The 14,924-nt window shown below is 37.8% G+C and carries 12 protein-coding genes and 1 riboswitch; of the genes, 6 read left to right on the forward strand and 6 right to left on the reverse strand.

The genetic code is table 11. The features are described from left to right. Positions 1–238: 238 nt before the first annotated feature. Positions 239–2,167 (reverse strand): LTA synthase family protein, encoded by a 1,929-nt coding sequence (locus tag JFU54_RS05800; RefSeq protein ID WP_012262002.1) that lies wholly within the window; start codon positions 2,165–2,167, stop codon positions 239–241. 549 nt (positions 2,168–2,716) lie between these two features. Between JFU54_RS05800 and JFU54_RS05805 the strand changes: the two genes are divergently transcribed. Together JFU54_RS05805 and JFU54_RS05810 are read left to right on the forward strand one after the other, a co-directional pair. Further along, complete coding sequence (locus JFU54_RS05805; RefSeq protein WP_002016186.1) at positions 2,717–3,082, forward strand: YkvA family protein; 366 nt, start codon at positions 2,717–2,719, stop codon at positions 3,080–3,082. Between the two features lie 50 nt (positions 3,083–3,132). Then, complete coding sequence (locus JFU54_RS05810; protein ID WP_201063937.1) at positions 3,133–3,624, forward strand: metal-binding protein; 492 nt, start codon at positions 3,133–3,135, stop codon at positions 3,622–3,624. A 146-nt stretch (positions 3,625–3,770) separates the two neighbouring features. On the opposite strand, the gene JFU54_RS05815 is transcribed toward JFU54_RS05810, so the two are convergent. Then, positions 3,771–4,088 (reverse strand): magnetosome magnetite crystal formation protein family, encoded by a 318-nt coding sequence (locus JFU54_RS05815; protein WP_002191186.1) that lies wholly within the window; start codon positions 4,086–4,088, stop codon positions 3,771–3,773. A gap of 287 nt (positions 4,089–4,375) precedes the next feature. On the opposite strand from JFU54_RS05815, the gene lldP reads away from it, so the two are divergent. Then, the gene (lldP, locus tag JFU54_RS05820) at positions 4,376–6,037 is read left to right on the forward strand and encodes an L-lactate permease (protein ID WP_061688709.1); all 1,662 of its coding nucleotides are present in this window, start codon (positions 4,376–4,378) and stop codon (positions 6,035–6,037) included. Between the two features lie 71 nt (positions 6,038–6,108). Further along, a riboswitch (TPP riboswitch) is annotated at positions 6,109–6,224 on the forward strand. A 112-nt stretch (positions 6,225–6,336) separates the two neighbouring features. Continuing rightward, complete coding sequence (thiC, locus tag JFU54_RS05825) at positions 6,337–8,097, forward strand: phosphomethylpyrimidine synthase ThiC (RefSeq protein WP_201063939.1); 1,761 nt, start codon at positions 6,337–6,339, stop codon at positions 8,095–8,097. 251 nt (positions 8,098–8,348) lie between these two features. On the opposite strand, the gene JFU54_RS05830 is transcribed toward thiC, so the two are convergent. The 3 genes from JFU54_RS05830 to cydA all read right to left on the reverse strand — a co-directional run bounded on the left by JFU54_RS05830 (position 8,349) and on the right by cydA (position 12,300). Continuing rightward, a complete protein-coding gene (locus JFU54_RS05830) occupies positions 8,349–9,707 on the reverse strand; it encodes an arsenic transporter (protein WP_002143778.1) in 1,359 nt (452 codons plus the stop codon). 219 nt (positions 9,708–9,926) lie between these two features. Further along, the gene (locus tag JFU54_RS05835) at positions 9,927–10,952 is read right to left on the reverse strand and encodes a cytochrome d ubiquinol oxidase subunit II (RefSeq protein WP_201063941.1); all 1,026 of its coding nucleotides are present in this window, start codon (positions 10,950–10,952) and stop codon (positions 9,927–9,929) included. Further along, positions 10,945–12,300, reverse strand: coding sequence for a cytochrome ubiquinol oxidase subunit I (gene cydA / locus JFU54_RS05840; protein ID WP_002034780.1), 1,356 nt, complete (start codon positions 12,298–12,300; stop codon positions 10,945–10,947). Before cydA ends, JFU54_RS05835 begins: the two co-directional genes overlap by 8 nt. A gap of 252 nt (positions 12,301–12,552) precedes the next feature. On the opposite strand from cydA, the gene JFU54_RS05845 reads away from it, so the two are divergent. Together JFU54_RS05845 and JFU54_RS05850 are read left to right on the forward strand one after the other, a co-directional pair. After that, complete coding sequence (locus JFU54_RS05845; RefSeq protein WP_002016173.1) at positions 12,553–12,702, forward strand: hypothetical protein; 150 nt, start codon at positions 12,553–12,555, stop codon at positions 12,700–12,702. A gap of 89 nt (positions 12,703–12,791) precedes the next feature. After that, positions 12,792–13,877: a transcriptional regulator gene (locus tag JFU54_RS05850; protein WP_201063943.1), complete on the forward strand. Its 1,086-nt coding sequence runs from the start codon at positions 12,792–12,794 to the stop codon at positions 13,875–13,877. A gap of 67 nt (positions 13,878–13,944) precedes the next feature. On the opposite strand, the gene JFU54_RS05855 is transcribed toward JFU54_RS05850, so the two are convergent. Continuing rightward, complete coding sequence (locus JFU54_RS05855; protein ID WP_044439411.1) at positions 13,945–14,829, reverse strand: LysR family transcriptional regulator; 885 nt, start codon at positions 14,827–14,829, stop codon at positions 13,945–13,947. Between the last annotated feature and the right edge of the window lie 95 nt (positions 14,830–14,924).

Here is a 14,924-nt window from a genome sequence, read left to right on the forward strand (position 1 = left end):
TTATGCAAACAAAACACTTGGAAAGACAATTATAAGAAAGTTGAAAACAAATGATGCACACATTTCTCTAAGGGATCTTATTGAAGATGAGAGATAAGAAATATGTGGAACCTTGTTTACATATTTTATTATAAAGATGTTTCGTTAATGTGGTGTAAATATTAGGTGAAGGTTATGTAATTTTAAAGTTAATGAATAGGAGAGGAAGGATAGCAGAAAATAAAAAAAGAGGCTGAGATTACTCAGCGCTCTTCTTTTCTTCTTTAATAGCTGTCTTTACTTCACCAGTTTTGATCTTGTTACTTTCAGAGAAGCGAAGTAAATCACCTTCAATGATTTTGTCAGACATGTTCAATTCATTTTGGGCACGATCAATTAGTGGTTGAGATTCTTCTTTCGGTAATTGTACAACTTCGCCAGTAGTACGGTCGTAGAATGTACTGTTCGTGTACATGTACTTATCCGTAACGAAGCTACCGTCACGAAGAACAACGAATCCTTTATTTTCTGGTGAGAATACATCATGACCGAATTGAATTTGATTCGTAGAATCTACACCAAGTAAGTTTAGAATTGTTGGCTTAATGTCAATTTCACCAGTTGGTTTTGAAATTGTTTTACCTTCTTTTTGACCTGGAACGTGAATAAACATCGGTGTTTTTTGTAAGTTCATATGGTCAAATGTAGTGATTTCTTCTTTTCCTAAGAACTGTGCCATTGCACGGTTATGGTTTTCAGAAATACCATAGTGATCACCGTAGAATACGATAACTGAGTTGTCGTAAATACCTTCTGCTTTTAGACGCTCAATAAAGTGTTTCATTGCTTCGTCTAAATAGCGAGCAGTTACCATGTAACGGTCAAATACGCCATCACCAGAATTGTATTCATCGATTAATTTCGTACTGTCATCATAAGTGAATGGGTAATGGTTTGTTAAAGTAAGGAAGCGAGTATAGAACGGTTGCTTCACTTCTTTTAACATATCGATAGATTGATCGAAGTATTCGATATCTTTTAATCCCCAATTTAATTTTGTTTCTGGCGTAATTTTGTAGTCAAGCTCGTTGTAGTAACGATCATAACCAAGTGCCGGATACATAATGTTACGGTTCCAGAACGTTGCGTTATTCGCGTGGAATACTGATGTGTGATATCCTTGCTGACGCAAAATTTCTGGAGTTGCTGTATATTCGTTATTACCGTGTGTGAAGAATACAGCACCACGGTCTAGTGGATACATTGAAGTATCTACTAAGAATTCAGCATCAGACGTTTTACCTTGCCCAGTTTGATGGAAGAAGTTATCGAAGTAATAACTTTCTTTCGCAAATTGGTTTAGGAATGGTGTAACTTCTTGTCCGTTAACTTGCGCACCAATTAAGAATGTTTGTAATGATTCAAGAGAGACAACAATTACGTTTTTCCCTTTTGCAGTACCAAACATATTTGGATCTGGTTTACTTTGTGTTGTTTTCACATAGTTTTCTGCTTCTTGCAATTTACTACTATCAGCAAACGCTTTTTGTGAACTTGATTTTGCTTGTAAGCCAAGATCGTATGCTTGGTGTACATATAATCCTAGGTTTTTAACAAGCATAACGCGGTCGAATGAACGTGTTAATAGCTCTGGACGCTCAGCTTCTGCAAATCCTAGGTTTACGCAGAAAATAGCAACCGTTGACACGAAGTATAGAGAACGCATCGGACGTGCTACACGTTCTGTCGGTGCAAAATCTTTCTTCTTCTTCAATAGAACGAAGAATACGATAATATCCGCAAATGCAAGGATGATTTTGTAGTTAAATAATTCTTTCACACTAGAACCTAAACTTCCGAAATTAGACGTTTGTCCTAGTACTGGTAAAGTAACGAAGTCATTGTAGAATCCGTAGAACATTACGTTACCAACAAGAATGAACGTTAAGATAAAGTTAATTCCTAGTGCTATATAGTTACGTTTTTTCCCTTTTGCAAATAATGCAAGACCCACAAACAGTAATGATGCTGCTAATGGACTAATGAATAAAATGAATTCTTGCATGAAAGATTCAAGTTTTAAATCGAAGCTAGTGCGTGTAATGATGTAGGTTTTTAGCCATACGGCCAAAGCTACGAATAAAGTGAAACGCACATTTTGAAATTGTGATTTCATGGTTTCTTTCATTCATTTCCACCCTTTCTCTATCAGGCTTGGTCGATTTTGGAGCGAAAAATGTTAAAATAAAAAATACATAGTTTTCTTGGTCATAATTAGAGTTTCTATATTCACCCATATACGACTTTAACTATGCATACCCTTTTTGGTTTCTTGTGCTGCTCATAAGCATAACGTCATTTCTGTATTATACAACAAAATTCATTTCTGAGAAACACTATAACATTTTACATTTTTTGTATGTGATTTGTCACTACCAGAGAAAACTTTAACATTCGTTTATAGGCTCGTCAACTAGAAAATATAACAAAAATAGAAAAGAATGTTAAGCGGAATTGAAAGTTTTTGGTTGAGAAATATGGAATAGAAATCTTTAAGTGGTTGTCTAGAAAACTATTATATGAAGGAAAATACGAAAAAATTAACGAACACTTGTTCTTTTTGGTTTTGTTTGTTACAATGAAATTTCATTGATAGATTATGTGTAATTTTGATGAACTTTTACTGATAACATAACATATTGTAGCTTATTTTTTTTGAAAATAGGGAGGCTTTTGAATGAAACAAAAATTTTCAGTTGAAGCGTTTTGGAAGAAAATAAAACATGTTGCGAAGCAGGCAGGGCAGTCGGTAATCTATGCGAGTCTATTGTTGTTTTACGTGTTGCAAAGACCGGATGTTCCAAAACGAGTGAAAATTATTGTAATCGGAGCACTTGCTTATTTCATTGCACCGATTGATGCCATTCCAGATTTCATTGCTGGAGTCGGTTATACGGATGATTTAGGTGCGTTAATGGCCGCACTATTACAAGCATCGATATACGTAAATGAAGATGTGAAAGATAAGGCACGAGTGAAGTTGGCAGAATGGTTTGGTTCGGATATAGACACATCATTTATCGATCAAAAATTAGATCAATAGGTGAGAACTGTCATAGGATGACAGGGCGAACGTAAGCGAGGAAGTGCATTATGCCATCAGGAAGAACGCATACGAAAATAAACTTAATATCCCTTCCGGTTGTTTTGTTTATGCTCTTTTCGTATGGATTAACAAGTTTTGATTTTTTATTAACTTTTGCAATTGGCTTTTTAGTAGGTACTTCATTTTTAACACCGGATTTAGATACGTACAGTAATGCGTATAATAAATGGGGATTCCTCCGCATTTTTTGGTATCCATATAGGAGCGTAATGCCCCATCGTTCCTTCTTCACACATACGATTATAATTGGTGATATTATTCGTATTGCATACATGTTAATCGTGTTTTCTCCGTTTTTATTCCTATTAAATATAATCGCATTCGGTGGAAATTTAATAGGAATTGCGAAGGAACACGAGGTTGAAATTGTAACGTTTGTAATGGGGATTGTTGTGGCGAGTACGCTTCACATTATAGCGGATAAAGCGAATACGCGCCGAAAGAAAATGATGAGAAAAAAGAAGAAACGCAGAAGATAAAGAAACCGTCCCAAAAGGTATTTTGGGACGGTTTCTTTCTTATTAATAGGTAGGTTACTCTTGTTGAATCGCCGATAAAATTTCATTTACGATCATGCGACATTAATTTTTGGGCAGTTCCTTTTTAATTAAACGTTTGTTTAAAACTAAGCTTTCAGTACCTTAATACCTTTCACGATATTCCAAATGAAGTAGTATAAGCTAATGATTCCGCAAATGCATAAGACGATGATTGCTCCAATTCCAAGTGTTACGTCTGGTTGATCAGATCCGATGCCCATAATTCCTAAAATAACTAATCCAATAAATGAAGCGATGCTTGGAACGATATGTGTCCATAGAGCACGTTTCGCATGTGGTTTCGTTTCAGAATCGCCCACAATCCACACGATAATAGGGAATAAGATAGGTGCAAATAATACACTAAAGTATGATAAAGCTGCTAATATTTTGTTTCCGTTCATATATATCACCTCATAAGTAATGTCCGTTGTTATACTTTTAGTATGCGATAAATTTGGCAACCTTCCTATCGATTAACATTACAAAAACGTGACGCTTTTGTAAGATTTCCTTTTTAAATAATGAAATTTTCAAAAAAATCTTTTTAAATAAAAATTGTTGTGATAAAATTATTGAAAACGTTTTCTTAAACGTTTTGTATTTTTTAGACTTAAAGGTATGATGACCTGGTAGTCTATTGATAAGGTTATATCTTATTTAAAAGGGGATTCTTTAGGGGGAGAGAACAATGAACACATGGACACAAGTTTACGATCCGTTCGGTAACATTTGGATTTCGGCAGCAGTCGCACTTATTCCAATCATCTTTTTTTTCTTAGCTTTAGCGGTTTTCCGCATGAAGGGGTATGTGGCAGGATTTATTACAGTTGTATTAACGATTTTGGTGGCGTTATTTGCGTATAAAATGCCATTCACAATGGCAATGGCAGCGACCGGATACGGTTTCTTATACGGATTATGGCCAATTGCGTGGATTATCATTATGTCAGTATTTTTATATAAAATTTCTGTGAAAACAGGTCAATTTGATGTCATTCGTGCATCTGTATTATCCATTACGAATGACCATCGTTTACTCGTTATTTTAATCGGATTTTCATTTGGAGCATTTTTGGAAGGGGCAGCAGGATTTGGTGCACCAGTAGCGATTACGGCAGCGCTTCTGGCAGGTCTTGGGCTAAATCCTTTATATGCAGCAGGTCTTTGTTTAATCGCAAATACTGCACCAGTAGCGTTCGGAGCGATGGGGATTCCGATTACAGTTGCTGGACAAGTAACAGGCATTGATCCGCATAAAATTGGACAAATGGCTGGGCATCAATTACCGTTCTTATCTTTATTTGTTCCGTTCTTTATCGTATTTTTAATGGATGGCTTTAAAGGAGTAAAACAAACGTGGCCTGCTTTATTTGTAGCGGGTAGTTCATTTGCAATTACACAGTTTATTACAGCGACGTTTTTAGGACCAGAACTTCCGGATATTACGTCAGCGCTTGTAAGTTTAGTAAGTTTATCGCTATTTTTAAAAGTTTGGCAGCCGAAAGAAATTTATCAAACTAAGCAAGCGAATAGTGAAGTAGCCGCGGCGACGACAACGACATCTATGCCGAAACTAACGGTAGGAAAAGTAGTAAAAGCGTGGTCTCCGTTCATTATTTTGACTGTGATGGTAGTCATCTGGAGCCAGAGTTTCTTTAAAGCGTTATTCGCTCCGGGCGGCGCTTTAGAAAGTCTCGTATTTAAATTTGAAGTTCCAAGCTTGCACAATTTAGTAATGAAAGCAGAGCCAATTGTAAATAAACCAACACCTTATGAAGCAATCTTGAAATTAGATATTTTATCAGCGACTGGAACAGCAATTTTAATTGCTTGTATCATTTCTATCTTTATTTTGAAAATGAGTGCAAAAGATGCAGTAGCAACATTTAAAGAAACGTTAAATGAACTAAAAATGCCAATTCTATCTATTGGATTCGTATTAGGATTCGCATTTATCGCAAACTATTCTGGTCTATCTTCTACATTAGCGTTAGCACTTGCAGGAACTGGCGGATTATTCCCGTTCTTCTCACCATTCTTAGGATGGATTGGCGTATTCTTAACAGGATCAGATACGTCAGCGAACGCACTGTTCTCGAATTTACAAGCAATTACAGCGCAGCAAGTCGGTGTATCTGAAGTGCTTCTTGTTGCAGCAAATACAACGGGCGGTGTAACAGGTAAAATGATTTCTCCGCAATCAATTGCGATTGCTTGTGCGGCAGTTGGACTTGCTGGGAAAGAGTCAGATTTGTTCCGCTTTACATTGAAGCATAGTTTATTCTTCGTTACTATTGTTGGGATTATGACGTATGTGCAGGCTTATTATTTAACTTGGATGATTCCGTAAACAACAAAAGAAATAAACTTTGCATTTTTCAGATTATAGTGTATGATGGGAAAGTATTGAAAATTAAATCAGTGATAAACTAGGGGTGCCTAACGTATGCGTGGGCTGAGAGAGAAGCGTGTGAACTTCTTAACCCTTTGGACCTGATCTGGCTCGTACCAGCGTAGGGAAGTTAACGGCTTTACATAATTATGTCTTTATGAGCCAGGTCCTTATTCTTTTATGGACCTGGCTCTTTTTATTTTGGCATGCGCTGGCCATATCTCGTCCTTGTCACGAACAGGGGGGCAACAAAGGTTATGAAACAGTCTGTTTCAGCTGAGCAAATTGAATTGAAATCGAGTTTACCAGGAAGTAAGAAAGTGTATGTGGATGGAACACATGAAGGTATGAAAGTACCAATGCGCGAGATTGAACAAAGCGATACGAACGGTGTTCAAAATCCGCCAATCCGTGTGTATGATACGAGTGGACCTTATACAGATCCAGAGTATAAAGTGGAGCTGGAAAAAGGGTTGCAGGCGCCGCGCCACTCTTGGACCTTGGGGCGTGGTGATGTGGAAGCTTATGAAGGACGCGAAATTAAACCTGAGGATGACGGTGTGAAAGTGGCTTCAAAACATACACCTGTTTTCCCGCAAATGGATCGTAAGCCGCTTAGAGCGAAGCAAGGTGCAAATGTTTCGCAAATGCATTATGCGCGTAATGGCATTATTACGTCTGAGATGGAATATGTTGCGATTCGTGAAGGGGTAGAGCCTGAATTTGTTCGTAAGGAGATTGCAGAAGGTCGTGCGATTTTGCCGGCGAACATTAACCATCCTGAAGCGGAACCGATGATAATTGGACGTAATTTTCACGTGAAGGTAAATGCAAATATCGGAAACTCTGCTGTATCGTCTTCTATTGCAGAAGAAGTAGAGAAGATGACGTGGGCGACTCGCTGGGGTGCAGATACGATTATGGATTTATCTACAGGTAAAAACATTCATACAACACGTGAGTGGATTATTCGTAATGCTCCGGTACCAGTTGGAACTGTGCCAATTTATCAAGCGCTTGAAAAAGTAAACGGAATTGCAGAGGATTTAACGTGGGAAGTATATCGTGATACGTTAATTGAGCAGGCGGAGCAAGGCGTTGATTACTTCACGATTCACGCTGGTGTATTACTTCGTTACATTCCAATTACTGCAAAGCGTATGACAGGTATTGTTTCGCGCGGTGGTTCGATTATGGCGCAGTGGTGTTTATTCCATCATAAAGAAAACTTCCTATATACTCACTTTGAAGAGATTTGTGAAATTATGAAGCAGTACGATGTTTCGTTTTCTCTTGGAGATGGATTACGTCCAGGTTCTATTGCAGATGCAAATGACGAAGCGCAGTTTTCTGAGCTTGAGACACTTGGTGAATTAACAAAAATCGCTTGGAAACATGATGTGCAAGTTATGATTGAAGGACCTGGGCATGTACCGATGCATTTAATTAAAGAAAATATGGAGAAAGAACTTGATATTTGTCAGGGTGCGCCGTTCTATACACTTGGGCCGTTAACGACAGATATTGCACCAGGTTATGATCATATTACTTCAGCGATTGGTGCTGCGATGATCGGCTGGTTTGGAACGGCGATGCTTTGTTATGTAACCCCGAAAGAACATTTAGGTTTACCGAACAAAGATGATGTTCGCGAAGGGGTTATTACGTACAAAATCGCTGCGCATGCAGCCGATCTTGCGAAAGGGCATAAAACGGCTCATCAGCGTGATGATGCACTTTCAAAAGCACGATTTGAATTCCGTTGGCGCGACCAATTTAATTTATCTTTAGATCCTGAACGCGCGATGGAGTACCATGATGAAACGTTGCCAGCAGAAGGGGCGAAAACAGCGCATTTCTGTTCAATGTGTGGCCCAAAGTTTTGTAGTATGAGAATTTCACATGATATTCGTGAATATGCGAAAGAAAATGACTTAGAAACGACAGAAGCGATTGAAAAAGGAATGAAAGAGAAAGCGGTAGAATTCAAAGAAACTGGTAGTCACTTATATCAATAACACGTTACACCTCTTTACTTGATTGATCACACTGTACCTAACTTAAATATAGAAGAAGCCCCCTTTGCTAAGACGGTAGCAAAGGGGGCTTCTGTCGTCTATCCCGCTATTTGTGGGCAGTAAAACTCCCACCTCAAAATTCGGCTGGAGCAAAGAAGTTAGGTGGGAGATAAACTGTCCGTAAACGCCCGATTGGTGCGGGCTAATAATCAGTGGGGGATGAACACCCACCCACCTTATAAAGTTTCACTTTATAAGGTGAAGAATAATTGTACCCAGTAGTATAAGAGGAATAATGTGACGACTGTTGTGAGTGGGATTACGATGAGAGATACGCTTAAATAATCTTTCCATTTCACTTTAATTTTGTTTTGTCTTAAGATATACATCCAAATGAGGGAAGCTAGTGTACCGATTGGTAATAATAGTGAACCGATGTCACTACCGATGATATTTGCGAGATAGATAGTTTTTAATGTGACTGGATCTAGTCCCATTTCTGTTAATGTGATTGTACCAATCATAAGTGCAGGGTGGTTATTGAAGATGTTAGAGAGGAGGGAAACGAGTCCGCCCATTGCAAAGCTGGCATAGAGTAGATGCTGACTTACAACTGGTTCGAGCCAACTTACAAGTGCCGCTGTTAACCCTGCGTTATGAAGCCCGTAAATAATTACATACATAGAGAAAGCGAAAATTAAAATGTGCCACGGTGTCTTTTTCAAAATATCGACTGGGTTTGTTCGTAAGTAGTACCATCTCCAGATGAGAAGAACGAGTGAACCGAGTACGGCAACGATTTCGATTGGAATCGATAAGAAGGATGCAACGAATAGAAGACAGCGCATAAGGAAAACGAAGCCTAATACTTTTAACATGAATTTCGTACGTTTTTGTTTCGTATTAACAGAATTTTGTCCTTTTAACGGATGGAAGTTTTTCGTGAAGAAAATTTCTTCAATATCATATGAAGAAACAGGTAATCTTTCTGGAAGTTTTTTCTTTAAAACTGTATACATGAGCCATGACATAAACAGTAGTCCTAGTGTTGCAGGTACAAACATCATAGCTGTATGCATATAAAGAGTCATATTAACAATATTTAATGCGATTAAGTTTACGATATTACTTACACCGATTGGTGCACTAGATGCAGTGGCAATTAAAGCACCGCTTAATAAATAAGGGATTTGTTGATGAGGTTTTAATTGAAGGTTTTTCAGAAGTAAAATCAAAATCGGTGTTGTAATTAAAATGCTACCGTCATTATTAAATAAAAGAGTCATAAGAAAACATAGTAATTGAATGTACCAGTATAGGCGTCGTCCGGAACCTTTCGCTAAATTCGCGAGCTTCGCTGCAGACCAGTGGAAGAAGCCGAAGCTTTCTAATATAACCGCCATAACGATGGTCGCTAATATCGTTATAGAGGCACCGCCGATTTTACTTATAATGTCCATGACGTCTGGTTTTGATACAAGTCCAGTAATGAGGATAATGCTAGCGCCGACTGCTGCCGGCCACGCCTCATTTAAACCGCGAGGTCGCCAAAAGATAACAATCATCGTTAAGAAGAATACAATAATAGTAATCCATATTTCAATGCTCATATTTAACCTACCTTTCTATTTTCCCTTGAACAAATGTAGCTTGTCTCAAGTTTATATAGCATTATATTCAAAAGAAAATAAGAAGAACTAGGCATCTACCTTAATCTAGTGAATATGTGTATTTTGAGCAACAAGGCAAGTATAAGGGGTAGTGTAATAACTATTAGGAGAGGAGTCTAATAAATTAGGGGCATTCTATGTGTGAATGCCCCTAATTTACTATTTTTCCTTTAAAAATGTTCGATCTTTTAAGAATAAATTCCAGAAGAAAATAAATCCTGGTAGTAAAATTGCAATCCCGATTGCGTAAAGAATAAGAAGTGCATAGAATGTTTCGACCGTCGTAAAGCTTGTAAATACAGTTACGTCCGGGTAAATGATATAAGGTAAATGGGCGACGCCGTAAGCGTAGCTTGCAAATGCATATTGAGCGACGACAGCTAAAACTGCAATGCGAGGAAAGCCTAGTGTGCCATATTTCTTATTTGTCCACCAAAGAGAAGAGTATCCGATAACAAATAAAATGATAGAGACTGTAAACCATGGGAATTGCTTTATTAGTCCTTGCATAAGCCAGTGTGTTTCAGGGTCCATTACAACGAGAGCGATAATAGCAGTCACGAGCGTTGCAGGACCAAGTATGATGGCATTTCTTCTATAAATTCGGTACGTATCTTCAGAACCTTGTTCCCTAGCAAAATCAGCAAGAAAGAGAGATGATAGAAATAGTTCCGAAGTTAGTCCGAAGAGCATATAACAATAAATAACGGGACTAGAAAGAAGTTTTCCGTAAAGGAGCACTTCTTTTCCTTCAGACATCGTAATATAGGCACCTTCTGTAACTGGTAGAACGGTAATTAATAGAGCTGGGATTAAGAACCCGGTAATACCTGAAATAATCCGAAGAAGGTGTTGGTATTTTGGCAGGGAGTAAGCAAATACCATAAATGTACTACGAATCGCAACGAGTACTAAAATTAACATAACTGGTACAAACATAACGGTTGCAAGGGTGAAGGCCGCTTTTGGGAAGAAACCGAGAAAAGCAACGACGACAAAGACAAGAAACGTATTCGTTACTTCCCAAGTTGGTGATAAGTACCGATTAGCAAGCTTGGCAGCAAGCGTCGGGTGTTTAGCGTATACCATGCCCCAAAAACCAGCTCCAAAATCAATAGACCCTAGTATGCTATATACGAAAATAAGAGCCCATAAGATGATGATTGCAATGCTTTCCTCATGCACGAGAATCGCCTCCTTCGTGATGTAAATCATTCTTTAACGGATGTTTCTTAAAGAATGTCCGTAGTACAAAGACTGTTAAAATACCAAGTCCGATATATAAAATGATGAATAAAACAAATAAAGGACCGACGAAATCAGCGCGCGTAGAAGCATCTACCGTGCGTTGCATGCCATAAATTGTCCATGGCTGACGACCACTACAACTAAAAATCCATCCGAATTCAATACCGAGCAACATAACGGGTCCACAGGCGGCAGCTCCCCAAAGAAGCCACTTCGGTAACTCTACTCCTTTTTTTCGGTAAACAAAGTACCAATATAAGAGGGCAATAGCTGCAACTGCAAAGGTAAAGGCAGCGGTGCCGACCATTAAATTGAACAGTGTATGTGTGTAAAATGGTGGCCATGTTTCTTGCGGGAATTCCTTTAGACCTTTTACAACGGTGTTAGGGTCTAGTCCCACTAATAAGCTAAGCATGTTCGGAATTTCAAGGGCATAGTTTAGTTCAAGTGTGTTAGGGTCCACAACCCCGCCAATCGATAAAGGCGCGTGTGATGTCGTTTCAAACAAAGCTTCAGCAGATGCTAGTTTTTCAGGTGAATGTTTATGTAAGGCAATAGCAGATTCGTGTCCTGAAAGCCACATCGTAGCACCTGTGATAAATGTAACGACAAGCCCTAACAGTAATCCTTTTTTATGGTAAGCAATTTCACGAGCGCTTAAATTTTTCTTTAATAATTTAAATCCAGCGATAGAAGCGATAACAGCTGCTCCAGTTGTATAGGCCGTAATAACGACGTGGAATGCACTTGTGCCAAAGCTCGGATTAAAGAAAGCTTTCCACGGATCAACGTTAAAAACTGAGCCATCTGGATTCATTGAAAAGCCCGCAGGTGTATTCATCCATGTGTTTGCCGATGTAATAAGCACGGCAGATGCAGTGGCGCCAATCATAACGAAAAATAGCGAGATTAATCTCATAACTGGAGGTAGTTTATCAGCCGCATATACGTAAATAGACATGAATAAGGCCTCTAAAAAGAAGGCGAAAATCTCAATTTGAAACGGAACGGAAATAACTTGCCCAACAATTTTGGCGAAACCAGGCCAAAGAAGTGAAATTTGTACACCAACAATTGTTCCAGTTGGAATTGCTACACCGAGAAGGATAGCAAAAGCCTTTGTCCATCTTTTTGCCATAATGGCATAGTCGGAATCTTTCTTCCAGTGATAGAGTATTTCACTTATAAAAATCATTAAAGAAAGCCCGACTCCAAGCGTTGCAAAGATAATGTGGAATGCTAATGAAGAACCAAAAAATGCCCTTGCTAATGTTACGGTATCCATATGTATACTCCCCTTCTTTTTGCCATTATTTTCTGATTGAATTGGAAAATTTATTCAAAAAACTACCAAAAATATATATGTATTTAAAAAATGAGTACGGTAATATAGTGTTTAAATATTCTAAAAAGAAAGAAATTGATGTTTGGTAATATTTTATTTGTTTTTTAGGGCTGAATCTTTTATAATCTTTTATGCGAACGTAAGTTCTATTTCCGGGATGAGGAAGTTTATGTGAAATGGAGAGGGTGTTTTATGTATCCTGAAGTCATTAAAAAGATGGCATTTTCAAGAGAGCATAGAGATTTATTATTAAAGTTGTATAATAAAGAAATTACGCGTCGTGAATATGATCGACTTGTGGAATCGCTATATAGACCTTCTAAAGAGGCTTGCGAAGGATAAGGTGAGAGAGACAATCTAAAGGATTGTCTTTTTTATATTTGCGTATGTTCTGGTAAAATTAAGGTTAGCCTTAAAAGGAGGTGAAAAGCTTGCGAAAACGTTTATATATAGGGATTGGGGTTATTCTCTTAATCGCTTTAGGTGGAGTTGTATTTTGGTCAGCTTTACAAGGAAATCGTACCGAGCATTTTATTTTACGACATATGGTGAATGAAAATGAAACACTTGCAACGTATCGCTTAGAGGATACAAAGGCAGGTAAGGGTGAAGCGAAGGGGCATGAAGCTTTATCAGAATCTGCAGGGTTATGGCTACAATATACACTTGATAAAGATGATCAAGCTTTATTTGATGAACAAGTGAAGGTTATTCAAAATAACTTTGTACACAAGGATCGCATCGTTATATGGAAAATCTCTGAAAAGGGAGAAATGCAGTCAGCTACTAATGCACTTATCGATGATCTTCGTATTATAGAACAATTATATCGTGCTTATGAAATGTACAAGGAAGATCGCTATAAAAACCTTGCAGATCAATTGAGTGATTCTGTACTTCGTTATAATAAAAAAGGTAATTATTACGTTGATTATTATGATGCAGATACAGGAAAACAAAATAACTTTGCAACAACATCTTACATAAATCCGCATGCATTCTCTTATATGAAAAAGTATGGAAAAATTTCTGCACAGCAGTATCAGGAAGTTGTTCAGTTTTTAGCGGATTATCCAAGGCAGGGCTGGGCATTCCCGAAAGAGTATAAAGATGATGGGACATTTACGTACGATAAAGAAGTGAATCTTATTGATCAATCATACGTCGCTTATCATCGTAGTTTAGGCGGTCTTTCATCAGATGCTTATTTGGAATTTATAAAGAAGAAATTTCGCGAAGACGGAAAGTTATATGGTCGTTATAACTTAGAAACGGGAAAACAAGCTGTGAACTATGAATCACCAGCATCTTACGGATTAACAATTTTGTACGTACTACAAACAGGTGATACAAAGTTTGCGAAGGAATTGTATGGGCGGATGACTACATTCCGAAATGATAATGTATTTAGTAGATATTATGGTGGATATGTAACAGGTGAGAATAATAATACACATATTTTCGATAACGTATTGCCGCTTTTAGCGGAAATGGAATTGGGTAAGAGTAAAAAATAGAAGGTGCCACCCTATGGGGATGGTACCTTTTATTTGTGTCGTTATTTGTTTGTAAAGCGATATAATTTTACGCCCTAATATTGGAGAAGTAATCAATCACGAATTCACGAAATTGCTGGGCGGTGTTTGATAAATAGCGCTTCTTCGACCAACTTAAGCCGATAGTTCGTTCGCAATTAGGTTCAATAATACGTAACTTATTTGATGCTAAAGTAGAATTTTTTAATAAAGTTAAACTTGGGACAAAGGCGATGCCAAGACCTTGCTTAATGAGATCGCTAATCACGGTTGGTTCATCTACTTCAAAAGCGATATGTGGAGTGAAACCAGCTTTTTTACAAAATTCATCTGTTAAGTGCCGAAATCCGTAACCAGTGTTCATACTAATAAACGATTCGTCTTTTACTTCATGCAAATAGATACTTTCGCGGTTTGATAACCGATGTCCTGAAGGAACAGCTAAGAAAATTTCTTCTGTGATAAGTGGTTCCCAAACCATTTCCTCGCCTTCAATTGGTATAGAGGAGATACAAAAATCAATTTCCATATTATCTAGTTGCCGTTTCATAGAAGGAGTAGATGCGAGAAATTGTTGGAATCGAACGTTAGGGTGTTCTAGTAAAAAAGAACCGAGTAACTCGGGTAATATTCTTGGAATAGAAACTGCAAGTGTAATAGAGCCTTGTTGTAATTCAGCTAAATCTTTAATTTCGCGTTCCCCTTCACTCAATTCATGAAAAATGCGTTCTACTCGTTTTAAAAATACTTTGCCGAAAGAGTTTAATGTAATCTGTCGACCTTGGCGATCAAATAAGGGGACGCCTAAGTCCTTTTCTAGTCTAGCGATTGTTTTACTGAGTGAAGGCTGCGCGATATGCAATTCTTCAGCTGCTTTTGTCATATGTTCTAGTCGTGCGACTGTCTGAAAGTATTTTAATTGAAGAAGTTCCACTTCGAATCTCCTTTCTATAGACCAAAAGGAATGAATTGATAATTAAAGATGTATTATACAGTATGGAAAGTGACGTGTATAGTAAATCTGTTAAA

This window comes from Bacillus sp. TH19 (assembly GCF_016651075.1).
Taxonomy (GTDB): Bacteria; Bacillota; Bacilli; order Bacillales; family Bacillaceae_G; genus Bacillus_A; species Bacillus_A mycoides.

Coding starts and splice junctions, on each gene's coding strand:
- JFU54_RS05845 (WP_002016173.1), top strand. CDS start 12,553: ATGTATCCTGAAGTCATTAAAAAGATGGCATTTTCAAGAGAGCATAGA.
- lldP (WP_061688709.1), top strand. CDS start 4,376: ATGAACACATGGACACAAGTTTACGATCCGTTCGGTAACATTTGGATT.
- JFU54_RS05810 (WP_201063937.1), top strand. CDS start 3,133: ATGCCATCAGGAAGAACGCATACGAAAATAAACTTAATATCCCTTCCG.
- thiC (WP_201063939.1), top strand. CDS start 6,337: ATGAAACAGTCTGTTTCAGCTGAGCAAATTGAATTGAAATCGAGTTTA.
- JFU54_RS05805 (WP_002016186.1), top strand. CDS start 2,717: ATGAAACAAAAATTTTCAGTTGAAGCGTTTTGGAAGAAAATAAAACAT.
- cydA (WP_002034780.1), bottom strand. CDS start 12,300: ATGGATACCGTAACATTAGCAAGGGCATTTTTTGGTTCTTCATTAGCA.
- JFU54_RS05830 (WP_002143778.1), bottom strand. CDS start 9,707: ATGAGCATTGAAATATGGATTACTATTATTGTATTCTTCTTAACGATG.
- JFU54_RS05800 (WP_012262002.1), bottom strand. CDS start 2,167: ATGAAAGAAACCATGAAATCACAATTTCAAAATGTGCGTTTCACTTTA.
- JFU54_RS05815 (WP_002191186.1), bottom strand. CDS start 4,088: ATGAACGGAAACAAAATATTAGCAGCTTTATCATACTTTAGTGTATTA.